The following is a 23,525-nucleotide window of genomic DNA, read 5'->3' on the forward strand; positions in this document are numbered from 1 at the left end:
TTCTGACACTTCCGTGGGTGAGTTTGTGTCCTGAGTAGGCGCACGTCGTTGTGGCTTAAGGTTTCTGGCTTGTCAAGGATCAGAAACACAAGGAGCCGACAACGACGTGCGCAATGTGAGGCTATTTCGTGCGCTGCTGGGTGTCGACAAGCGCACCGTGATTGAGGACATCGAATTCGAGGAGGATGACGCCGGAGACGGTGCGCGGGTGATCGCCCGGGTGCGGCCACGAAGTGCAGTGTTGCGCCGCTGTGGTCGCTGCGGTCGCAAGGCGTCCTGGTATGACCGCGGTGCGGGCCTGCGCCAATGGCGCAGTCTGGATTGGGGCACCGTCGAGGTGTTCTTGGAGGCCGAGGCGCCGCGGGTGAACTGCCCCACCCATGGGCCGACGGTGGTGGCGGTGGCGTGGGCGCGTCATCATGCCGGGCACACGTATGCTTTCGATGACACGGTGGCCTGGCTGGCGGTGGCGTGTTCGAAGACCGCGGTGTGCGAGTTGATGCGGATCGCCTGGCGCACCGTCGGGGCGATCGTGGCCCGGGTCTGGGCCGACACCGAAAAGCGCATTGACCGGTTCGCGAACTTGCGCCGCATCGGTATCGATGAGATCTCCTACAAGCGCCACCACCGGTACCTGACGGTGGTCGTCGATCACGACAGCGGCCGGTTGGTGTGGGCCGCCCCGGGCCGCCCCGAGCCACCCTGGGCTTGTTCTTCGATGCCCTGGGCGCTGAGCGGGCCGCCCAGATTACTCACGTTTCGGCCGATGCCGCGGACTGGATCGCTGACGTGGTCACCGAGCGCTGCCCGGATGCGATTCAATGCGCCGATCCGTTTCATGTGGTGGCCTGGGCCACCGAGGCGCTCGACGTCGAGCGGCGCCGAGCCTGGAACGACGCACGGGCGATCGCGCGCACCGAACCCAAGTGGGGCCGGGGCCGGCCCGGTAAGAACGCCGCACCACGTCCGGGCCGCGAGCGGGCACGGCGGCTCAAGGGCGCCCGCTACGCGCTGTGGAAGAACCCCGAGGACCTCACCGAACGCCAAAGCGCCAAACTGGCCTGGATCGCCAAGACCGATCCCCGTCTGTATCGCGCCTACCTGCTCAAAGAGAGCCTGCGGCATGTGTTTTCGGTCAAGGGCGAGGAAGGTAAACAGGCCCTGGACCGGTGGATCTCCTGGGCCCAGCGTTGTCGCATCCCGGTATTCGTCGAGCTTGCCGCCCGCATCAAACGCCACCGGGTGGCCATCGACGCCGCCCTCGACCACGGCCTATCCCAAGGCCTGATCGAATCCACCAACACCAAGATCCGCCTACTGACCCGGATCGCGTTCGGATTCCGCTCACCACAAGCCCTCATCGCCCTAGCCATGCTCGCCCTCGCCGGCCACCGCCCCACCCTGCCAGGCCGACACAACCACCCACAGATCAGTCAGTAGAGCCCGAAATGGGGGCTTTTACGTCTGCTCGCGCTACCCAGCTAGACCGGGATCAGGCCGTGCTTGCGGCCCACCCGCCACCACAGCTGCTTGTCCCGCAGCAGGTGCATCGACTTGCGCAACAGCAGCCGGGTCTCATGCGGGTCGATGACGGCATCGATGAACCCGCGCTCGGCGGCGATCCACGGGATCGCCATGTTGAGGTTGTAATTCTCGACGAAGCTCTTCCGGATCGCTTGCGCCTCCGGCGCATTCGGGTCCGGGAAACGCTTCATCAGCAACTGCGCGGCCCCGTCGGCGCCGATCACCGCGATGCGCGCGGTGGGCCAGGCGAAGTTCAGGTCGGCGGTCAGCTGCTTGGACCCCATCACCGCGTAGGCACCGCCGTAGGACTTGCGGATGGTGATCGTCACCTTCGGCACATCAGCCTCGACCACCGCGTACAAGAACCTCCCACCGCGCTTGATGATCCCGTTCTTTTCCTGTTCCACCCCGGGCAAAAACCCCGGTGTGTCCACGACGAACACCAGCGGGATGTCGAACGCGTCGCTAAACCGGATGAACCGTGCGGCCTTGTCGGACGCCTCGTTGTCGATCGCCCCCGACATGTGCATGGGCTGGTTGGCCACCACACCAACGGTCCGCCCGTCCACCCGCGCGTAGCCGGTGATGATCGCCTGCCCGGCCTGGGCAGCGACGTCGAGGAAGTCGCCGTCGTCGAAGATCCGCAGCAGGACCTCGTGCATGTCGTAGGCCATGTTGTCCGAGTCCGGCACGATCGAGTCGAGTTCCAGATCGTGGCCGGTGATTTCGGGTTCCAGCCCGGGGTTGACGACCGGCGGTTTGTCGAAGCAGTTGGACGGCAGAAACGACAGAAAGTCCCGCACGTACTGGTATGCGGCGGCCTCGGACTCCACCACCTGATGGATGTTGCCGTAGCTCGCCTGGTGGTCGGCGCCCCCCAGCTCGTCGAGGCTGACGTCCTCACCGGTGACGTCCTTGATGACGTCGGGGCCGGTGACGAACATGTAACCCTGGTCGCGCACCGCCACCACCAGATCGGTCTGGATCGGCGAATACACCGCTCCCCCAGCGCATTTGCCCAAAATGATGGAGATCTGCGGCACCAGCCCACTGAGCAGTTCGTGGCGGCGCCCCAGCTCGGCGTACCAGGCCAGCGAGGTGACGGCGTCTTGGATGCGGGCGCCGCCGGAGTCGTTGATGCCGACGATCGGGCAGCCGACCATCGCGCACCACTCCATCAGCCGGGCCACCTTGCGGCCAAACATCTCCCCGACGGTGCCGCCGAACACGGTTTGGTCGTGCGAGAACACGCCGACCGGCCGGCCGTTGATGAGGCCATGTCCGGTGACCACGCCGTCCCCGTAGAGCGCGTTGGGGTCACCGGGGGTGCGGCACAGCGCTCCGATCTCCATGAAGCTACCCGGATCGACCAGCTCGTAGATGCGGGCGCGGGCACTCGGGATGCCCTTCTTGTCGCGCTTGGCGGCGGCCTTCTCACCGCCGGGTTCCTTGGCCAACTCCAGGCGTTCGCGCAGCTCCGCCAGCTTCTCGGCGGTGGTGTGCAGAACCGGCTCGGTGACGGTCACTGCTTGCCTACCTCACTTGTTCGATCGGCCTCGATCTGCCCCAACGCGCGGCTCATGTGTTCGCCCACCTTGGCGATGATCGGCTCGTCGATGGCCTGAATGTGCTCGCCACCGATCGGCACCACCTCGAGGTCGGAAACGTACTCGCCCCACCCGCCGTCCGGCTGGCGCACGGCGTAGCGGGGCTCGAACATGATCGCGTCGTCATGGTAGCGATCGGCCATGTAGAGGGTGACATGCCCGTCGTACGGCTGGATCTGGGCGGTGTCGATCGCCCGGTTGTCCAGATACGACGTGCGTTGGTGTTCGATGATCCCGGCCGGGATCTGCACACCGGACTGGCTGACGGCGTCCAGCACGAACCGGACCTGGCCCTCGTCGTCGAGCTCCTCGAGCTGCTCGTACGGGATCGCCGGGATGGTCACGTTGAACGTCTTCTCGGCGAAGGCGGCGTAGCGGTCCCAGCGCTTGCGGATCTCCTCCTTGGTCTGCGGGATCTCCTCACCGGCGCGCACCGCGTCGATCAGCCCGACGAACCGCACGTCCTTGCCCAGCCGCCGCAAACCGATCGCGCACGCGTAGGCCAGCACACCGCCCAGCGACCAACCCACCAGGACATAGGGCCCGTCGCCCTGCATCTCGATCAGCTTCGGCACGTACTGCTGTGCACGCTCTTCGATCGACCCCTCGACCCGTTCGAAGCCATACATTGGGGTGTCCGCCGGCAGCCGGCCCAGCAGCGGCTCGTACACCACCGTCGAGCCGCCGGCCGGATGAAACACGAACACCGGCACCTTCCCGCCTGCTTCGGGCCGCGCCCGCAGGGTGCGGACGAACCCATCGATCTGCCCGGCCTCCAAATACGTGCGCACCTTGTCGGCCAGCGCCTCGATGTTCGACGACGTCAGCACGTCCTCGGCGGTGATCGGGCCTTCGGCGCGCTCGGAAAGCCGCTGCGCAATCTTGGCCGCGGCCTCGTCGTCCAGCCTGGGCAGCTCGTTGAAGATGCCGCCCGGGGACTTGCCGGTGACGATCGCCCAGGTGGCGAAGGTGACCCGCTCGGCAGCGTCCCGCGGCGGCACGTCGACGTTGAGCGCGGGCCCTGTCGGGTTTGGCTGCTCGCCGTTTTGCGGCGACGGGAGCGCAACCCCGGCTTCCGAGTCGACCGGCTCGGTCTTGCCCACCTTGCCATGCAGCAATTCGGCCTGGGCCCGCGCGATCTCCTCAGCGGTCTGGGTTTTCTGGTGCTCGTGCAGCTGCTGCACCTCGTCGCGGTGCTCGACCGCGTATTCGATCAGCTTCTCCACGTTGTAGAGGTTGGCGTCGCGCACCGCGGTCAGCTGGATCGGTGGCAGGTCGAAGTCGTACTCGACGCGGTTTTTGATGCGCACCGCCATCAGCGAGTCCAGGCCAAGCTCGATCAGCGGCACCTCCCACGGCAGGTCCTCGGGCTCATAGCCCATCGCAGACCCGACAATCAGGCCCAGCCGCTCGGCGATGGTCTCACCGGAATCAGGCGACCATCGGGTCATGCCGGACGGCATGTAACGGGTGGTCAGGCTGTCCGAAAGCGTCTCGGCGTCCGCGTCTTCGGCGGGCGTTTCCGGCGCGACAGGCGCCCCGTCCGCAACCGCGATCGCCGTCGCCGCACCCACCGCGGTGGGCAACACCGATTCGGACCCCGCTCGGGACACCAGGGCGTCGTAGACCAGCGTGAAGGACTCGTCGATGCGGGCGTGCACCTGCACCGAGGCGCCGCCGGGGTGACGGGTCATCGTCGTCACCAGCCGGGCGCCGTCGCCGGGCACCGCGCGCTGCTCGGCGGCGGTCAGTTGCGCGTCCGGAAGCACGTGGGCGGCGGCGGCCCTGACCAACGCGGCCAAGTCCACATTGCCGTCCCGCGGCGCGTACTCCCAGACGTGCCGCCCATCCGGCAGGGCGACATGGGTGCCCGGCATGTACGTCGAGCCGTCGCCGGAGAAGTGCGCGGGCAGCCAGTGCTCCTTGCGCTTGAACCGGGTCGGCGGAATGTTCGCGTAATCCTGCGGCCCACTGGCGCGGCTAAACAGCGTGCGTATGTCCAGGTCGTGGCCGTACACATACAGCTGCGCCATGGTCGAGACCATCGAGGAGACCTCGTCTTGCTTGCGGGCCAGCGTCGGGATCAACTGGGCGTCATGCAGCCCGGCATCGGCGGTGGTCAGGGCGACCTGCATCAGCGCCACCGGATTGGGTGCCAGCTCCAGGAAGGTGGTGTGCCCGCTGTCGACGGCGTTGCGGATGCCGTGGGTGAAGTAGACGGAATGCCGCAGCCCCTTCTTCCAGTATTCGACGTCGTGGATGGGTTCGCCGCCGGGTTTGATGTAGCGGCCCTCGTGCACCGTCGAGAAGATCCCACACGTCGGGCTCGTCGGCTTGATGCCTTGCAGCTCCGCGGTGAGCTCGCCCAGCAGCGGGTCCATCTGCGAGGTGTGGCTGGCGCCCTTGGTCGCGAATTTGCGGGCGAACTTGCCCTCGGCCTCGGCGCGGGCAAGGATCGCGTCCACCTGCTCGGGGGGGCCGCCGATGACCGTCTGGGTGGGCGCGGCGTAGACACACACCTCCAGATCGGGGAAGTCGGAGAACACTTCTCTGATTTCGTCGGCGGAGTATTCCACCAGCGCCATCAACCGGATGTACTCGCCGAACAGCATCGCCTCACCCTCGCCCATCAGGTGCGAGCGCGAGCAGATCGCCCGGGTGGCATCCCGCAGCGACAGCCCGCCGGCGAAGTAGGCCGACGCGGCCTCACCCAGCGACTGGCCGATGACCGCGGCCGGTTTGGCGCCGTGATGGCGCAGCAGCTCACCCAGCGCGATCTGGATCGCGAAGATGGTGACCTGGGTGGTCTCGATGCCGTAGTCCTGCGCGTCGTCCAGGATCAGCTCCAGCACCGAGTAGCCCAGCTCGTCTTGGACCAGGGCGTCGACCTTCTCGATCCACGCCGCGAACACCTCGTTGCGCAGGTACAGGCTCTTGCCCATCTTGCGATGCTGGGCGCCGAATCCGGCGAGCACCCAGACCGGGCCGGTGGTCACCGGCCCGTCGACGCTGAACACGTTCGGCGCCTGCTTGCCCGCGGCGACCGCGCGCAGGCCCTTGATGGCCTCGTCGTGGTCGTGGGCCAACACCACCGCGCGGGAACGGCCGTGGTTGCGCCGCGACAACGACCTGCCGATCGATTCCAGCGAGGAGGCCTGGCCTTCCGGGCTTTGCATCCAGTCCGCCAACTCGGCGGCCGCCGCCTTCTTGCGGGACGTCAGAAACGCCGACACCGCCAACGGGACCAATGGTGCCGTAACCTCTTGGGCCGCAAGCTCTTCCAACGCGGCTTCCTTGAGCCGCAGCGCCTCCTCGGTGACTCCGGGCAGTTCGGGCTCCGGCTCTTCGGCGACCGCCGAGTCGGTGATGATGTTGCCGAACTCGTCGAACCGCAGCGCGTGGCCTGCCAACGTGGGCGCCTCGGCGGGTTCGGCGGCCGCCTTGGGTTCCGGCTCGGGTTCCGGTTCCTTTTCCACCACGTCACGCGGCAGGACCTCGCGCACCACCACGTGCGCGTTGGCGCCGCCGAAGCCGAAGCTGGACACCCCGGCCAGCGCGTAGCCGCCGTATCGCGGCCAGTCGGTGGGCGTGGTGATCATCTTCAACCGCATCGCGTCGAAGTCGATGTAGGGGCTGGGGCCGGCGAAGTTGATCGACGGCGGCAGTTTGTCGTGCTGCAGCGCCAGCACCACCTTGGCCATGCTGGCCGCGCCGGCCGCCGATTCCAGGTGCCCGACGTTGGTTTTCACCGCACCCAGCAGCGCCGGCCGATCGGCCGGACGGCCCCTACCGACCACCCGGCCCAGCGCCTCGGCCTCGATTGGGTCGCCGAGGATGGTGCCGGTGCCGTGCGCCTCGATGTAGTCGACGGTGCGCGGATCGATGCCGGCGTCCTTGTAGGCCCGGCGCAGCACGTCGGCCTGCGCGTCCTGGTTGGGTGCGATCAGGCCGTTGGACCGGCCGTCGTGGTTGACCGCGCTGCCGGCGATCACGGCCAGGATCGCGTCGCCGTCGCGGCGGGCGTCGTCGACCCGCTTGAGCACCAGCATGCCGCCGCCTTCGGAGCGGGTGTAGCCGTCGGCGTCGGCTGAGAACGACTTGATCCGGCCGTCGGGCGCCAGCACCGCACCGATCTCGTCGAAACCCAGGGTGACCATCGGTGTGATCAACGCGTTCACCCCGCCGGCGACCACTACGTCGGCCTCGCCGTTGCGCAGCGCCTGCACCCCCTGGTGGATGGCCACCAGCGAACTCGAGCACGCGGTGTCAATGGTGACCGACGGTCCGTGGAAGTCGTAGAAGTAGGACACCCGGTTGGCGATGATCGAGCTGCTGGTGCCGGTGATCGCATACGGGTGCGCGACCGTCGGGTCCGACACCGCCAGGAAGCTGTAGTCGTTGGTGGAGCTGCCGATGTACACACCGACGGCCTGGCCGCGCAGGCTCGACGCCGGGATGCGGGCGTGCTCGAGCGCCTCCCAGGTCAGCTCCAGCGCCATCCGCTGCTGCGGGTCGATGTTGTCGGCTTCGGTCTTGGCCACCGCGAAGAACTCCGAATCGAAGCCCTTGATGTCCTTCAGGTAGCCGCCCCGGGTGCGGGCCCCGGCGACCCGCGCGGCCAGCCGCGGCTCTTCGAGGAATTCCGACCAGCGCCCGTCGGGCAGGTCGGTGATCCCGTCGCGGCCTTCCAGCAGCGCCTGCCAGGTCTGCTCGGGGGTGTTCATCTCGCCCGGGAAGCGGGTGGACAAGCCCACGATCGCGATGTCGACGCGCTCGGCCGGGCCGGTGCGCGACCAGTCTTCGGCGTCATCGCCCGCTAGGTCGGTCTCCGGCTCGCCCTCGATGATCCGGGTGGCCAGCGATTCGATGGTCGGATGCGCGAACGCCACCGCGACCGACAGCGTGACCCCGGTCAGGTCTTCTATGTCGGCGGCCATCGCGACGGCATCGCGCGACGACAGACCCAGCTCCACCATGGGCACCGATTCGTCGATCGAGTCCGGTGCCTTTCCGACGGCCTTACCCACCCAGTTGCGCAGCCACTGGCGCATCTCGGGGACCGTTAGCTCGGCCCTTTCGGCGGGGGCGTTCTCCTGGGATTCCGCTACGTCAGCCATGGGTCCTCAGTCCGAAGTGGCGAAGACCGTCGGGGAACCCACGCCACTGCGCAGGCTGCCGTCGAGGTAGGCCGCACGGCAGGCGCGGCGGCCGATCTTGCCGCTGGAGGTTCGCGGAATCGTGCCGGCCGACACCAGCAGGACGTCACGCACGGTCACCCCATGCCCGACGGCGATGGCCGCCCGGATGTCATCGACGATGGGCTGGTGGTCGAGCTTATGCGTGCCGGCCGCCCGTTCGCCGACGATCACCAGCTGCTCGGAGGTGTCCTCGGGGTCGAATTTCAGCCCGGCGTGCGAGTCGTCGAACACTGTCTGAGGAAGCTGGTTGGCCGGAACCGAGAAGGCCGCCACGTAGCCAACCCGCAACGCCTTGGTCGACTCCTGCGCCGTGCACTCGAGATCCTGTGGGTAGTGATTGCGGCCGTCGATGATGACGAGGTCCTTGATCCGGCCGGCTATGTAGAGGTGGTCCTTGAAGTAGGTGCCGTAGTCGCCGGTACGCACCCACAGCGCGTCGTCTGGGGCGCCCTCGGCGCGCGACTCGCTGATCCGCGATTTGAGGATGTTCTTGAAGGTCTGGGCGGACTCTTCTTCTTTGCCCCAATAACCGGTACCCAAGTTGTTGCCGTGCAGCCAGATCTCACCGATCTGTCCGTCCGGCAGTTCGCTGGCCGTGTCGGCGTCGACGATGACCGCCCATTCGCTGACCCCGACCTTGCCCGCAGAGACCTGGGCGACGGCGTTGGGTGCATCGGCGGCCACCTCAACGAACCGCTGGTTGTTCAGCTCGTCGCGGTCCACGTGGATCACGGTGGGCACCTCGTCCATCGGCGTGGTCGAGACGAACAGCGTGGCCTCCGCTAGCCCATAGGACGGCTTGACGGCGGTCTGCTTCAAACCGTACGGCGCAAATGCTTCGAAGAACTTGCGCATCGACGCCGGCGACACCGGCTCGCTGCCGTTGAGGATGCCCTTGACGTTGCTCAGGTCCAGCGGCGGCTCGTCGTCTCGAGGCACACCGCGCACCGCGGCGTGTTCGAATGCGAAGTTCGGCGCCGCAGAGAAGGTGCCACCGGTTTCTCCGGGCTTGCGGGCGAGCTCGCGGATCCAGCGACCGGGCCGCCGCACGAACGCCGCGGGCGTCATAAAGGTGAAGCTGTGGCCTAGCACCGACGCCAGCAGCACCGTGATCAGACCCATGTCGTGGAAGAACGGGAGCCAGCTGACCCCGCGGTCGCCTTCCTGTCCTTCCAGGGCATTGAGCACCTGCACCACATTGGTGGGCAGGTTCAGATGGGTGATCTGCACGCCGCTCGGTATGCGGGTGGAACCCGACGTGTACTGCAAGTACGCGACGGTTTCCTCGTTGGCCTCGGGCTGCTGCCAGGTGGCGGCGACTTCGGTGGGCACCGCGTCGACGGCAATGACGCGCGGGCGCTCCTTGGCCGATCGGGCCCGGATGAACTTGCGGACCCCTTCGGCGGAGTCGGTGGTGGTCAGGATCGTCGACGGGGCACAGTCGTCGAGCACCGCGTGTAACCGACCGACGTGCCCCGGCTCGGCCGGGTCGAACAACGGCACCGCAATGCGGCCGGAGTAGAGGGCGCCGAAGAAGGAGATGAGGTAGTCCAGGTTCTGCGGGCACAGGATGGCGACGCGGTCACCCGGCTGGGTGACTTGCTGCAGGCGGGCTCCCACCGCACGGTTGCGCGCGCTGAAGTCAGACCACAAGATGTCGCGCGCGACACCGTCTCGTTCGGTGGAAAAGTCCAGGAACCGGTAGGCCAGCTTGTCGCCACGAACCTTCGCCCACTTTTCGACGTGACGAACCAGGTTGGTGTTGGCTGGGAACCTGATCTTTCCATTCACGATGAACGGGTTGTGGTACGCCATCCCACTCTCTCCTGTCACAAACATCTCGGCCGGCTCTGCCGGCGGCCACCGGGTGTCGGCTCCGCCAACGGGTTACCCGCGCACATCAACCCCTACCGCGCTCACGTCGGCGAACGCAGTTTGCAGCCAGCTTTGACCCGACTGGGTCCTGCACATGCTCTTAGTTTTCTCTTAATGTTAAGGGCCGGTGCCTGACAGACCAAATCACAAGGTACCGCTGTTCGAGGCCGCCATCAGCGTACGCGGGGCGGTGTCGAGTCGCCCGGTTCATCGGTGGACCGCCGCCTAGCGTCCATCGTCCTCGGGGAAATATCACCTATGTTTGGGGTGGGGCGCATTTTCGATAAGTTGATGCGCCCAGTTCAACGTCCACTCGGTCGCCGGTTCTCCATCGGAATTCCAGAATTCGGGTGTCGCATACATAGCATGGACCGGCTGGCCGGCGCCGCCGGCCAGGGTGTTCAGCGTAGTCGGCAAGTTGGCGGGACTGAACGCCTGTGCCGGGGCCGCACAGATCAGGTCGCCCTGGGCGCAGATCTCGTTGGTCCGGCCGTCGAGCGCACCAAAACCGCCCGGCCGCGGGCCGGTCATAGTCAAACCAAGCCCGGACAACACTGGGACTTCGTGCAGGGTGATCTCGGCGCCTTCGCCGCGCGGGCTAGGCGGGACCTGATTACCCACCCCCTGCTGACGACGACCGTCGGCGATCAGCGTCACGCCTAGTACTAGGTCCTCGTCCACGGGTCCCCGGCCGTTGCCGATATCGCTAGCCACGTCGCCCGCGATCACCGCGCCCTGCGAAAACCCGATCAGCACATAGCTGGTCAACGGGCACCTGTTGTTCATATCGGTCATCGCTGCCACCATCGCGCGGGTGCCCTCTGCCCGGCTGTCGTTGTACGACATCTGATTATCCGTGGTCAGCGGATTGTGGAATTGGGCCGTGTAGGCAACTGTGTAGGTCTGCACCCGGGCGGGTGCGAATTGCTGGGCGATCGGCCCAGTTACCTTGAGCAGCAACGCCTTCGGAAACTGCACCGGATTCAGTGGGTTCTGCTGCGGCGATGACTCCCAGGTTCCGGGAACCGAGATCATCTGCACGTCGGGGCAGGACGCATCCTGGAAGGCCGGTCGGGGTTTGTGCGGATGTGCTGGGGTGGGCCCCGGTGGTAAAACTCCTGGCGGCACCGCGCTGGGCGGCGATTCGGCGCCGCGCAGCATGATCACCACGGCCACGATGACCAGCGCTACGACGGACGCCATCGCGCCCGCCGCTATCCAGGCAAGGATTCGGTGGCGCTTACGCCGAGAGTTCTTGGCCATGTTCTCCTGCTAACAGAGTCGGTAGCGCACGCGAAAGGGGTGCACCCGCGCCGCGCGATAGCGCGGCCATCCCGCCCGTTGCCGCACTCCCTCTACGGTACCGGCCCGCTACGCGGCTTCGCCCGAGTCGCGATGTCGTGCACGTCTGCCGCAAGGATCATCCGATAGCGGCCAGGCAGCTCGCATCGGCACCTGGCTTAGCGGATCGCACCGACGATATCGCCCGACATAGCGCCCAGCTGGGGCGCCCACGAGCCCCAGCCGTTGTCACCGCTGGCTGGGAAGTCGAAGTGTCCGTTGTGCCCGCCGACGCTGCGATACTGGTTGTAGAACATGCGGCTGTTACCCATCGCCTCGGCGGCTTGGCCGATCATGGCGGCGGGATCGCTGGCTCCCGGGTTGGTCGGGCTCCACACCCACACCCGGGTGTTGTTTTGCGCCAGCAGGCTGGCATGCACCCACGGGTCGTGCCACTTCCACCGACCCAGCTGTGGTGCTCCCCACATTCCGTTGGTGTCCACACCGCCGAATTGCTGCATGCCCGCCGCGATCGCACCGTTGGTGGTGGTGTTCGACGGGTACAAAAAGCCCGACATCGAGCCAGCGAAGCCGAAGCGGTCGGGGTGGAAGGCCGCCAGCGCCATCGCCCCGTAACCGCCCTGAGCGGCGCCAACGGCCGCATGGCCACCGGGGGCCAAGCCCCGGTTAGCGGCCAGCCAGTCGGGCAGCTCAGCGGACAAGAAGGTGTCCCACTGCTTGCTGCCATCCTGCTCCCAGTTGGTGTACATGCTGTACGCACCACCGGCCGGTGCCACCACCGAAATCCCCTTGCCCGCCAACGTGTTCATCGCGTTACCCGCGGTGACCCAGTTACTGACATCCGGGCCGGCGTTGAAGGCGTCCAGCAGATACACCGCGTGCGGCCCACCGGCTAGGAAGGCCACCGGGATGTCCCGGCCCATCGAGGGCGACGGCACCATCAGGTTCTCGTATGGGGCGGCCTTGGCGGTGGGTTCCGCGGCTACCGCGACACCGCCCAACCCGAATGACAGTGCGGCAATCCAGAGCGCCCGCAGCAGCGCCGACCGACCCTTCATGTGTCCACCTCCGTCGTGTAAGGCTGTGTGCACCCGGCGTCAGACCGCCCCGGCCAACCCCTAGCCCGTCAGGTAGCTAACCACACGGCCCGCGGCGGGAGCTAGGGACGGGATTTAGGAAACATCTAGCGGCGGCGACCACAAGGGTCACCGCCGCTAGATGTTGTGTCTGTTCGGAGCTAGGCGCCCTGGGGCGCGGGCCCGGTGTTGGGCGTGGCACCCAGTGCCCGTTGCAGGTCGGGCTTCATAGCGTTGAGCTGCGCGCCCCAGTACTCCCAGCTGTGCGTACCGCTGTCCGGGAAGTCGAACACGCCGTTGTGGCCGCCACCGGCGTTGTAGGCGTCTTGGAACTTGATGTTGCTGGTCCGCACGAAGCCCTCGAGGAACTTGGCCGGCAGGTTGTTGCCACCCAGATCCGACGGCTTGCCGTTGCCGCAGTACACCCAGACGCGGGTGTTGTTGGCGATCAGCTTCCCGACGTTCAACAGCGGGTCGTTGCGCTGCCACGCCGGGTCCTCCTTCGGGCCCCACATGTCGGAGGCCTTGTAGCCGCCAGCGTCACCCATCGCCAGGCCGATCAGGGTGGGACCCATCGCCTGGGAGGGGTCCAACAGGCCCGACATCGCTCCCGCGTAGACGAACTGCTGGGGGTGATAGATCGCCAGCGTCAGCGCCGAAGAAGCAGCCATCGAAAGACCGACGACGGCGCTTCCGGTGGGCTTGACGTGCCTGTTGGCCTGCAGCCACCCCGGCAGCTCGCTGGTCAGGAAGGTCTCCCACTTGTAAGTCTGGCAACCGGCCTTGCCGCAGGCGGGCTGGTACCAGTCGGAGTAGAAGCTTGACTGGCCACCCACCGGCATGACCACCGACAGGCCCGACTGGTCGTACCACTCGAACGCCGGGGTGTTGATGTCCCAGCCGCTGAAGTCGTCCTGCGCGCGCAGGCCGTCGAGCAGGTACAGGGCGGGCGAGTTGGCACCACCACTTTGGAATTGGACCTTGATGTCACGGCCCATCGACGGCGACGGCACCTGCAGGTACTCCACCGGCAAGCCCGGCCGGGAAAATGCCCCCGCGGTCGCCGTGCCACCGACGGCGCCGACCAGACCCGACACTAGGGCCGCGCCGACGGCCCCGACCACGAGTCGACGCGACATACCCGTGACGGCGCCACGAACCCTGTCAACAAGCTGCATTCTTGCTTCCCTCATCCTCATCTCAACGCATCCATGCATGTTTGGGCGCATCCTGAATTAGGTCAGACTGCAGGCGCTGGGCCCGGCAGTGCTCGTGTAGTCAACCACAACTTCGGGCGTCCACCCGCATCAAGCGCACCGCCGAAACCCTTATCCGGCGGTCGTTCACGGCCAATTCGGGACCGACGCGACGGCCTGAAGGTGGCATTTCCGCAGTGTCTGGGCATGTGTCGACCGCTAGTGCCGGCTCAATTGTGATCTTGCTGTCAGTATTGCCCCCGCGCTCATTGCCCCTCACTCCCGCGGTGGCGGGCCGGGCCCGTCGGGAACATCGAGCCCACACCGGACCAATTCATAGCGCGGAACGCGGTCGATGCGGTAACGGGTGAACTCGTAGGAATGCAACACGTTGGAGAGGAATCGGTGCAGGGTGATCGGGGCGCGCACAGAATTAAGCACCGCCCGAGTCGCGGGGCATTGCAGGGCCGCTTCGGCTTGCGTGACCCACTGCTGGTCGATGTAGCCGGGAATACCCGGGTACCACTTCACCCAGGGTCCGTCGGCGATCACCCAGTCCGGGAACAGATTCTTGTCATGGCCGATACGGGCATGCTTCAGCCGCTCGGTGTGCGCGGCCAATGGGTTTACCAGCCCGATTTGGTCGATCACCCGGACATCGAGCCCGACGTTCATGCCTAGCATGCCCATGTTGGTGAAAAACACTGCGTGCTGCGGTTTCGGCGCCGGCTTGCCACCCGGCGCGGTCCCCGACGAGGGCCGGATCATCGGCACCAGGTCCCACTGGTTGTAGTTGCCCGACGGCAATAGCAACGCCCCTTCCGGGGTGTTGTTGAGCGCTGTAAGCACGGCAGCCATTCGCGGGTAATCGAGGTAGTCCGCGGCGGTCAGCGGATGCGCGTGCCCGGTGGCCTGGGCGTAGAAGCGGCGCTCGTCGACGATGCCCGAATAGGTGACCCGGGTGGCGTCGTCACCCATGCCCGGCGAGTTTGCCGCCCACAGCGACCAACCCGCGATCCCCAGCCAGAGCCCGCTGAGCGCGCCGACTAGCCAGCGACCGGTCTCCCGCGAAAAGTCCTTACCGTCGGGCAGCAAAATAGGAATGACCCCCACCGGGGCCAGCAAACAAAACAGCGGCGCCAGCAACACCCGGCCGTGCATAAAGTCGCCGCCTTGCCGAATCCAGTACAGCGCCTGCAGCACGCCGCTGCCGACGATGAAAGCCACCACGGCCGGCGGACTTTGCACCGCCCGGGCCACCCGACCGTAGTCGGGTGCCAGCACGGGACGCAGGAACGACGGCCGGCGGCGCGCCGTCATCAACAGCAATCCCAGCGGCACCGACAGCACCAACGGCACCCACAGTGCGTACGGCCGGTTGAAGTTCGACACGTAGATCATGCCTTGCGACCACTTGTCGCCCGCGGCATCCTTGGCCAGCGCGGTACTCGGAACCAGCAGTCCGTAATAGCCCATCCGGAAGATCTGGTAGGCCACCGGCAAGAATCCGCCGGCCAGCACGATCAGCACGCGGCGACGCCAGGTCCGCGCGGCGATCAACATCATGATCAGCGCCAGCCCGCCGATCAGCGCGAATTCCGGCCGCACTAGCACGCTGCATCCGGCGACGAAGGCCAACGCGCCGAGGAACATCTGGCTGTCCGGGCGGGCCCGCAGCGGCTGTGACCAGCAGACCATCATCCACCACAACAGCCCCAGATAGGCCAACACCAGCCCGCTCTCCAGGCCGGAGGTGGCGAAGTCGCGGGCCGGTGGCACCGCGATATATACCAGCGCCCCGGCCGGAAGCATGATCGCCCGACGGCCCCGCAGGCTGGGTGCGTACAACCGGCCGGTCCCCAGCATGAGCAGCACCATTCCCAGCAGCGAAAGCACCATGGCCAGGGCCAACGCCACGTACTCCAGGCGCATCGGCCCGCCCACCCAGCCGCCCACATACAGCAGATACGTCCACGCTGTCGAGGTGTTCGCTTCGACTCGCTCGCCCTGGTTGAAGACCGGTCCGTTGCCGGCCAATAGGTTGCGTACCGTCCGCAGGACGATCAGTCCGTCGTCAGCGATCCAGCGACGTTGCCAGCTCCCCCAGCCGAACAGCACGGCGACCGCCGTCACCGACAGCCACAAGCTGACCCGGACCATGGGCTCATACGGAAACACCGGCCGACCGACCCGCCCGACCACCGGCCGGCGGGGCAGCACCCCGACTGGGAGGACGTTGAGCTTGAGGCTAGCCGAAGGCAACAGCGGCCCCAACCGTTGCTATCCACGCCAGCGCCAGCAGCTGCAATACCCGGTCACGCAGCGCGATATCTTCCGGCTCCCCGGCCAGGCCGCCATCGACGTCCACCGCGTAGCGCAGGATCGCGATGGTGAACGGAATCATCGACACCGCGAACCAGGACCCGCTGTAGCCGTCGCGCTCGAAAGCCCACAGCCCGTAGCACAAGACCACCGCGGTGGCCGACAACGTCCAGACGAACCGCAGATAGGTGCTGGTGTAGCTTTCCAGCGACTTGCGGATCGCAGCGCCGGTGCGTTCGGCCAGATGCAGCTCGGCGTAGCGCTTGCCGGCCACCATGAACAGCGAACCGAATGCCATGATCAGCAAAAACCACTTGGACAGCGGGATTTTGGTGGCCACGCCCCCGGCGATGGCGCGGATCAAATACGCCGACGACACGACGCAGATGTCCACCACCGCTTGATGCTTGAGACCAAAGCAATACGCCAACTGCATGGCGAGGTAGACGACCATTACCAGCGCCAGGTTCGGGGTCAGCATCCAGGCACCGGCCAGCGATGTCACTCCCAGTACCACCGCCACGGTGTACGCCAGCCACTCGGGCACCACGCCGGCGGCGATCGGCCGGAACCTTTTGGTGGGGTGCTCCCGGTCTGCCTCGACGTCGCGCACATCGTTGACGAGGTACACCGCCGAGGCGGCCAGGCTGAACACCACGAAGGCCATCGACACCTTGCTGAGCACCTCGACGTAGTCGTAGCGGACACCGCCGCCCAACGCGGCCAGCGGCGCGGCCAGCACCAGCACGTTTTTCACCCACTGGCGCGGGCGGATCGCCTTGACCACCCCGGCGACCAGGTTTGCCGGAGGTTGAGTCACCACATCTTCACTCATCCGAGCTCATCTCTTCCGGGCCCTTTGCCGGCCCCCGCCGACGCTGTCCACGATGGCCCCGACGGTGGCGCCCAGAGCAACACCCACGGCCACATCACTGGGGTAGTGGACCCCCAGCAGTATTCGCGACAGCGCCATCGGCGGCACCAGCACAACCGGTAGCGGCAGCCCGGTGGCTCTGCCCATGAGCAGGGCCGCGGCCGTGGTCGAGGTGGCGTGTGCCGACGGAAAGCTCAGTTGACTTGGCGTGTCCACGTTGACCGCGATGGCCGGATGATCCGGCCGCTGACGCCGCACCAGCCGCTTGATCAGCACGGCGATGGCATGGGCGACGAACGCGCCCGCCCCCGCCACAAGCCATTCCCGGCGGCGCCGTGGCAGGGCTATCGCGCCCAGCAGCGCCAGGATCAGCCAACCGATGCAGTGCTCGCCGAAGTGGGAGAGTCCGCGCGCAGTGGCCAGCATCCCCGGACGGTCGACCAGCGCCGACTGCACGGCCACCATCACGGCGACTTCGCCGCGTGGCGCCCGTTCAGCCATGCTCGGGCTCTTGGTTTGCCGCCGGCAGCAGCGCCGTCTCCCACTTCTGCTTGCTGGACAGCGTCGGCAACGCGTCGCGATAAATCCGGCGCATCTCCTCGAACCGTTTCAGCAACTGGCGCTGACGGCGCAACGACTGCCACAGCAACGCGAACATCTTGGCCCGGTCGCGCTGCCGGTAGACCACGCCGCATCCGTCGGCCGTGGTGACGGTGGCCCCGTCGACAGTGCACAGCAGGAACCAGCGCGCATCCTGGGTCGGAACGTTGAACTCCGGGCGACGGTGGTGTTGGGGGTTGGCGGCGGTCAGGTTGTGCATGATCCCGCGGGCCAGCCGGTAGCCGATGACCAACGGGTTCACCGGCGGCTTCATTGCCTTGTTCTTGTGCAACGGCGGCGGCAACTCACTGGCCGCCGGCAGCACCACCGCGTCCGGATAGCTCTTGCGGATGCGGTGCACTTGCGGCAGCGCCGATTCCAGGATCGAAAAGATGTGCTCGGGGCCGGCGAGAAAGTCGTCGATGGCCTTGTTCTGGATTGCCACCGTCGAATATTCCAGGCAGGCAAGGTGTTTCAGGGTTGCCTTGAGATGGCTGCGGACCAGGCCGATGACTTGCGCCTTTGGGCCGTCCCAGTGCATGGCGGCCACCACCAGCCGGTTGCGCAGATGGAAATAGGCCTGCCAGTCGATGGCGTCATCCTTATCGCTCCAGGCCATGTGCCAGATCGCCGCACCGGGCAGCGTGACGGTCGGATACCCGTGCTCGGCGGCCCGCAGGCCGTAATCGGCGTCGTCCCATTTGATGAACAACGGCAGCGGCTGTCCTAGCTCTTCGGCGACCTGGCGTGGGATCATGCACGTCCACCAGCCGTTGTAGTCGACATCGATACGCCGGTGCAGCAACTTGCTACGGGAGTTGTTGTCGTTCAACGGGTATTCGGCGAAGTCGTGGTCATACTCGGCATGCGGCGCGGCGGTCCACATGAATATCGACCGGTCTACGACTTCGCCCATGATGTGCAGGTGCGACGGCTCCTGCAGGTTGAGCATCTGACCACCCACCAGCATCGGCGCCTTGGCGAACCGGTGCATGGCCAGCACCCGCAGAATCGAGTCCGGCTCGAGGCGGATGTCGTCGTCCATGAATAGGATCTGCTGACAGTCGGTGTTTTTCAGTGCCTCATACATCACCCGGCTGTAGCCGCCGGAACCGCCCAGGTTGGGCTGGTCGTGGATGGAGAGCCGACTACCCAATCTCGCAGCCGCGGCGGGGAAATCCGGGTGGTCGCGCACCTTGCGCTCACCCTGATCAGGCACGATCACCGCCCCGATCACCTGGTCCACCAGCGGATCGGCGGTGAGTTCTCGCAGCGCGTTGACGCAGTCTGCGGGGCGGTTGAACGTCGGGATGCCGACCGCGATGTTGGCCGTCCCCGGAGCGGGGCTGGTGGCATACCAGCCACCACTGTGCAGGGTGACCGCGGTGTCGGTGGTGATGTCGAACCAGACCCACCCGCCGTCTTCGAAAGGCTGCAGCACCACTTCGGTCTCCACGGCGGCTGGCTGATCCTCGGTGCCGGTGAAGTCGTGGCCCTCAACGAAGATCCGGGCACCGGTGGCCTTGGTCCGGTAGACGTCTACCCGCCCGGCGCCGGTCACCTGCACGCGCAACACCACCGATTTGCACGTCGTCCAACGTCGCCAATAGCTAGCCGGGAAAGCGTTGAAGTAGGTGGCGAACGACACCTCGGACTCCGCGCCAATCTGTAGCGAGGTCCGGGTTGGCGCATGCGCGCGCCGGGCGTTGGTCGTTGACTCCTCGAGGTACAGCTTGCGCACGTCAAGGGGTTCACCTGGGCGCGGCAGGATGACCCGAGACAGCAGGCTCGCGGCGAGTTCACTCATGCGCCGTCCTGAAGCAGTGGGACGCCGTCGCGCAGATGCGGCGCGAGGACGTTGTCGTACATGTTCAAGGCGCTGGCAATGGCCATATGCATATCCAGATATTGGTAGGTGCCCAACCGGCCGCCGAACAGTACCTTCGATGACGCGGTCTCGGACTTCGCCCTGGCCCGATAGGTGGCCAACAGGGCGCGGTCAGCCTCGGTGTTGATCGGATAGTATGGCTCGTCGTCGTCCTCGGCGAACCGGGAGTATTCCCGCATGATCACCGTTTTGTCCGTTGGGTAGTCACGCTCGGGGTGGAAGTGGCGGAACTCGTGGATGCGCGTGTAGGGGACGTCGAGATCGTTGTAGTTCATCACCGCGGTGCCCTGAAAGTCCCCGATCGGTAGCACTTCCACCTCGAAGTCCAAGGTGCGCCAGCCCAATCGGCCTTCGGCGTAGTCGAAGTAGCGGTCCAGCGGGCCGGTGTAAACGACCGGGGCCGCCGGGCTGCCGGGGCGCAGCTGGCCGCGCACGTCGAACCAGTCGGTGTTCAGCCTGACCTCGATGCGGTGGTCAGCGGCCATGTTTTGCAACCACGCCGTGTACCCGTCGGTCGGCAAACCCTCGTAAGTATCGCTGAAATACCGGTTGTCGAAGGTGTAGCGCACGGGAAGCCGCGTGATGTTGGCGGCCGGAAGTTCTTTGGGGTCAGTCTGCCATTGCTTGGCCGTGTACCCCTTGACGAACGCTTCGTAGAGCGGCCGGCCGATCAGCGAGATGGCCTTCTCCTCGAGGTTCTGCGCGTCGGCGGTGTCGATCTCGGCGGCCTGCTCGGCGATCAGCTGGCGGGCTTGCTCGGGCGTGAAGTACTTGCCGAAGAACTGCGATACCAGGCCGAGCCCCATCGGAAACTGATATGCCTGCCCGTTGTGCATCGCGAAGACCCGGTGCCGGTAGTCGGTGAAGTCGGTGAACTGCCGCACGTAGTCCCACACTCTCTTATTAGAGGTATGAAACAGGTGCGCACCGTACTTGTGGACCTCGATGCCGGTCTGTGGCTCGGCTTCGGAATAGGCATTGCCCCCGATGTGCGGGCGCCGCTCGAGGACGAGCACGCGCTTGTCGAGTTGGGTGGCCACGCGCTCGGCAATCGTCAGGCCGAAGAATCCTGAGCCGACGACGAAAAGGTCAAAACGAGCGGTCATCGGTTGCATAGGGTAACCGACCTTGCTGGCAAAACCCGATTTGGCAGCTCGTGGCGGTCATGGCCCGAACGGGTTTCACCGCAGGTGCGCATGGCCGACCAGTGTGGTTGGCCGGAGGTCGTTTGGTCGCGATTGCCTCACGATTCGATATAACCACTCTAGTCACATCAACCACACTCGTACCATCGAGCGTGTGGGTTCATGCCATGCACTCGCGACCGCGGGAGCCGGCGAACCCGGCGCCACACATAATCCAGATTGAGGAGACTTCCGTGCCGAACCGACGCCGACGCAAGCTCTCGACAGCCATGAGCGCGGTCGCCGCCCTGGCAGTTGCAAGTCCTTGTGCATATTTTCTTGTCTACGAATCAACCGAAACGACCGAGCGGCCCGAGCACCATGAATTCAAGCAGGCGGCGGTGTTGACCGACCTGCCCGGCGAGCTGATGTCCGCGCTATCGCAGGGGTTGTCCCAGTTCGGGATCAACATACCGCCGGTGCCCAGCCTGACCGGGAGCGGCGATGCCAGCACGGGTCTAACCGGTCCTGGCCTGACTAGTCCGGGATTGACCAGCCCGGGATTGACCAGCCCGGGCCTCACCGACCCTGCCCTTACCAGTCCGGGCCTGACGCCAACCCTGCCCGGATCACTCGCCGCGCCCGGCACCACCCTGGCGCCAACGCCCGGCGTGGGGGCCAATCCGGCGCTCACCAACCCCGCGCTGACCAGCCCGACCGGGGCGACGCCGGGATTGACCAGCCCGACGGGTTTGGATCCCGCGCTGGGCGGCGCCAACGAAATCCCGATTACGACGCCGGTCGGATTGGATCCCGGGGCTGACGGCACCTATCCGATCCTCGGTGATCCAACACTGGGGACCATACCGAGCAGCCCCGCCACCACCTCCACCGGCGGCGGCGGTCTCGTCAACGACGTGATGCAGGTGGCCAACGAGTTGGGCGCCAGTCAGGCTATCGACCTGCTAAAAGGTGTGCTAATGCCGTCGATCATGCAGGCCGTCCAGAATGGCGGCGCGGCCGCGCCGGCAGCCAGCCCGCCGGTCCCGCCCATCCCCGCGGCCGCGGCGGTGCCACCGACGGACCCAATCACCGTGCCGGTCGCCTAAGCCCCGGGTCGGCCGAAAACGCACCCGCGGCCAAGGCGTCGGTCATTGCTTCGGCCCGTCACAATTACTCGCCTAAGGGTCGCTAGGTGTTCTCGAGAGTTTTATCGCACCGATTCCGTGTCGTCTCATTAATACCAATAGAAACACACGTAACATCAGCTGGTGCCGTCCCGCACCCGCGCGCCGACGACGCTGCTCACCGCGATGGCAGCGACCGTCGTCATCGTCGCGTGGATAGCGAATCGTCCACCCGCCAGCTCCCATGAACCATCGCCGACGCCCAACACCCAGCTCGCCGAGCAGCCACTGATCGGGCTCGGCGGCGGCGTCACGGTACGCGAACTCACCCAGGACACACCGTTTTCATTGGTGGCGTTGACTGGCGACCTGGCCGGTACCTCCGCTCGTGTGCGCGCCAAGCGCCCGGACGGTGACTGGGGGCCGTGGTATCAGACCGAGTATGAAACCGAACCACGCGATCCGGCGGGCACCGACGGGTCCGTGGAACTTGGAGGACTCAATCCGGGTCCCCGTAGCACCGATCCGGTGTTCGTGGGCACCACCACCACCGTGCAGGTCGCGGTGACTCGCCCGATCGACGCACCGATAACTCAACCGCCGGCGGGGCGGCCGCCCAACGACTTGCTCGACAGCGGTTTGGGATACCGTCCAGCCACCAAGGAACAGCCATTCGGGCAGAACATCTCCGCGATCCTGATCTCGCCGCCGCAAGCGCCGCCCGGAACGCAGTGGACGCCACCAACCGCAGTCACCATGGCAGGCCAGCCGCCGGCCATCATCAGCCGGGCGGAATGGGGCGCAGACGAGTCACTGCGATGCGAAACACCGGAGTACGACAGGGGGGTTCGTGCCGCGGTGGTCCACCACACCGCGGGGAGCAACGACTACTCTCCGCTGGAGTCCGCCGGCATAGTCAAAGCCATCTACACTTACCACAGCAAGACCCTGGGCTGGTGTGACATCGCGTACAACGCCCTCGTCGACAAGTACGGCCAGGTGTTCGAGGGTAGCGCCGGCGGCCTCACCAAGCCGGTCGAAGGGTTCCACACCGGCGGATTCAACCGCAACACCTGGGGGTTGCCATGATCGGCAACTTCGACGATGTGGCCCCCACGCCGATCCAGATCCGAACCGTCGGCCGGCTGCTCGGCTGGCGGCTGGGCATGGACGACGTCGATCCCAGGAGCATGGTGGATCTGCAGTCAGCGGGTAGCTCGTACACCACGTTTCCGGGTGGCGCCATAGCGCGATTGCCCGCCATCTTCACCCATCGCGACGTCGGCAACACCGACTGTCCGGGCAACGCCGCCTACGCTGTGGTGGACGAGATCCGGGACATCGCAGCACATTTCAACGACCCGCCGGAGGAGCTGATCAAGGCGCTGGAAGGCGGCGCGATCTATCAGCGCTGGCAGGCGTTGGGCGGCATGAACAGCGCGCTGGGTGCACCGACCTCGCCGGAGGCCGACGCCGCGGATGGGGCGCGGTATGCAACCTTCGCTAAGGGCGCCATGTATTGGTCGCCGGTGACCGACGCTCAGCCGATCACGGGGGCAATCTATGAGGCCTGGGCTTCGCAGAGCTACGAACGCGGCCCGCTGGGACTGCCGACCAGCGCGGAGATCCAGGAGCCGCTGCAGATCACGCAGAACTTTCAACACGGAACCTTGAACTTCGAGCGCCTCACCGGTAATGTCACCGAAGTCGTCGACGGGATCACGACGCCACTGGCGACGCGGCCCCCGAGCGGCCCGACGGTGCCGCCCGAACACTTCACGCTGCCAACGCATCCGATCACCTGAGTCGCGG

12 protein-coding genes and 2 pseudogenes are annotated in these 23,525 nt (G+C 66.2%); 3 read left to right on the forward strand and 11 right to left on the reverse strand.

What is annotated here, in order from left to right:
- Positions 1 to 106 precede the first annotated feature (106 nt).
- Positions 107 to 1,440 (forward strand): annotated as a pseudogene (locus tag FF952_RS19995) (ISL3-like element IS1557 family transposase).
- A gap of 41 nt (positions 1,441 to 1,481) precedes the next feature.
- Here FF952_RS19995 and FF952_RS20000 read toward each other — a convergent pair.
- The 11 genes from FF952_RS20000 to glf all read right to left on the reverse strand — a co-directional run bounded on the left by FF952_RS20000 (position 1,482) and on the right by glf (position 20,577).
- A complete protein-coding gene (locus FF952_RS20000) occupies positions 1,482 to 3,050 on the reverse strand; it encodes an acyl-CoA carboxylase subunit beta (protein WP_003420767.1) in 1,569 nt (522 codons plus the stop codon).
- Positions 3,047 to 8,248: a polyketide synthase Pks13 gene (pks13, locus tag FF952_RS20005; protein ID WP_003902557.1), complete on the reverse strand. Its 5,202-nt coding sequence runs from the start codon at positions 8,246 to 8,248 to the stop codon at positions 3,047 to 3,049. The genes FF952_RS20000 and pks13 overlap by 4 nt, the downstream gene beginning before the upstream one ends.
- 6 nt (positions 8,249 to 8,254) lie before the next feature.
- Positions 8,255 to 10,144 (reverse strand): long-chain-fatty-acid--AMP ligase FadD32, encoded by a 1,890-nt coding sequence (gene fadD32, locus FF952_RS20010; RefSeq protein ID WP_017351216.1) that lies wholly within the window; start codon positions 10,142 to 10,144, stop codon positions 8,255 to 8,257.
- 312 nt (positions 10,145 to 10,456) lie between these two features.
- Positions 10,457 to 11,467, reverse strand: a complete 1,011-nt coding sequence (locus tag FF952_RS20015; RefSeq protein WP_003420779.1) for a phospholipase — start codon at positions 11,465 to 11,467, stop codon at positions 10,457 to 10,459.
- Positions 11,468 to 11,664: 197 nt separating this feature from the next.
- Positions 11,665 to 12,564, reverse strand: a complete 900-nt coding sequence (locus FF952_RS20020) for an esterase family protein (protein WP_003420783.1) — start codon at positions 12,562 to 12,564, stop codon at positions 11,665 to 11,667.
- A gap of 179 nt (positions 12,565 to 12,743) precedes the next feature.
- Positions 12,744 to 13,760 (reverse strand): diacylglycerol acyltransferase/mycolyltransferase Ag85A, encoded by a 1,017-nt coding sequence (gene ag85A, locus FF952_RS20025; protein ID WP_003900759.1) that lies wholly within the window; start codon positions 13,758 to 13,760, stop codon positions 12,744 to 12,746.
- Between the two features lie 294 nt (positions 13,761 to 14,054).
- Positions 14,055 to 16,052 (reverse strand): terminal beta-(1->2)-arabinofuranosyltransferase, encoded by a 1,998-nt coding sequence (aftB, locus tag FF952_RS20030; RefSeq protein ID WP_009936680.1) that lies wholly within the window; start codon positions 16,050 to 16,052, stop codon positions 14,055 to 14,057.
- Positions 16,027 to 16,935: a decaprenyl-phosphate phosphoribosyltransferase gene (locus FF952_RS20035; protein WP_003420788.1), complete on the reverse strand. Its 909-nt coding sequence runs from the start codon at positions 16,933 to 16,935 to the stop codon at positions 16,027 to 16,029. Before FF952_RS20035 ends, aftB begins: the two co-directional genes overlap by 26 nt.
- Positions 16,936 to 16,941: 6 nt before the next feature.
- Positions 16,942 to 17,475, reverse strand: a complete 534-nt coding sequence (locus FF952_RS20040; protein ID WP_003899705.1) for a phosphatase PAP2 family protein — start codon at positions 17,473 to 17,475, stop codon at positions 16,942 to 16,944.
- Positions 17,468 to 19,381 carry a galactofuranosyl transferase GlfT2 gene (gene glfT2 / locus FF952_RS20045; RefSeq protein ID WP_003900761.1) on the reverse strand — a complete coding sequence of 638 codons (1,914 nt, stop codon included), beginning with the start codon at positions 19,379 to 19,381 and terminating at the stop codon, positions 17,468 to 17,470. The genes FF952_RS20040 and glfT2 overlap by 8 nt, the downstream gene beginning before the upstream one ends.
- A complete protein-coding gene (gene glf, locus FF952_RS20050; protein WP_003420798.1) occupies positions 19,378 to 20,577 on the reverse strand; it encodes a UDP-galactopyranose mutase in 1,200 nt (399 codons plus the stop codon). The genes glfT2 and glf overlap by 4 nt, the downstream gene beginning before the upstream one ends.
- A gap of 263 nt (positions 20,578 to 20,840) precedes the next feature.
- On the opposite strand from glf, the gene FF952_RS20055 reads away from it, so the two are divergent.
- Positions 20,841 to 21,695 carry an exported repetitive protein gene (locus FF952_RS20055; RefSeq protein ID WP_003420801.1) on the forward strand — a complete coding sequence of 285 codons (855 nt, stop codon included), beginning with the start codon at positions 20,841 to 20,843 and terminating at the stop codon, positions 21,693 to 21,695.
- Between the two features lie 162 nt (positions 21,696 to 21,857).
- Positions 21,858 to 23,518 (forward strand): annotated as a pseudogene (locus FF952_RS20060) (N-acetylmuramoyl-L-alanine amidase).
- Positions 23,519 to 23,525: the final 7 nt, after the last annotated feature.

The sequence above is a fragment of the Mycobacterium tuberculosis complex sp. N0072 genome (genome assembly GCF_030323725.1).
Lineage (GTDB): Bacteria > Actinomycetota > Actinomycetes > Mycobacteriales > Mycobacteriaceae > Mycobacterium > Mycobacterium tuberculosis.

Bases quoted from the DNA above. Each gene is read 5' to 3' on its own strand.
- pks13 (WP_003902557.1), bottom strand. From the start codon at position 8,248: ATGGCTGACGTAGCGGAATCCCAGGAGAACGCCCCCGCCGAAAGGGCC.
- fadD32 (WP_017351216.1), bottom strand. From the start codon at position 10,144: ATGGCGTACCACAACCCGTTCATCGTGAATGGAAAGATCAGGTTCCCA.
- FF952_RS20015 (WP_003420779.1), bottom strand. From the start codon at position 11,467: ATGGCCAAGAACTCTCGGCGTAAGCGCCACCGAATCCTTGCCTGGATA.
- FF952_RS20020 (WP_003420783.1), bottom strand. From the start codon at position 12,564: ATGAAGGGTCGGTCGGCGCTGCTGCGGGCGCTCTGGATTGCCGCACTG.
- ag85A (WP_003900759.1), bottom strand. From the start codon at position 13,760: ATGCAGCTTGTTGACAGGGTTCGTGGCGCCGTCACGGGTATGTCGCGT.
- FF952_RS20035 (WP_003420788.1), bottom strand. From the start codon at position 16,935: ATGAGTGAAGATGTGGTGACTCAACCTCCGGCAAACCTGGTCGCCGGG.
- FF952_RS20040 (WP_003899705.1), bottom strand. From the start codon at position 17,475: ATGGCTGAACGGGCGCCACGCGGCGAAGTCGCCGTGATGGTGGCCGTG.
- glfT2 (WP_003900761.1), bottom strand. From the start codon at position 19,381: ATGAGTGAACTCGCCGCGAGCCTGCTGTCTCGGGTCATCCTGCCGCGC.
- glf (WP_003420798.1), bottom strand. From the start codon at position 20,577: ATGCAACCGATGACCGCTCGTTTTGACCTTTTCGTCGTCGGCTCAGGA.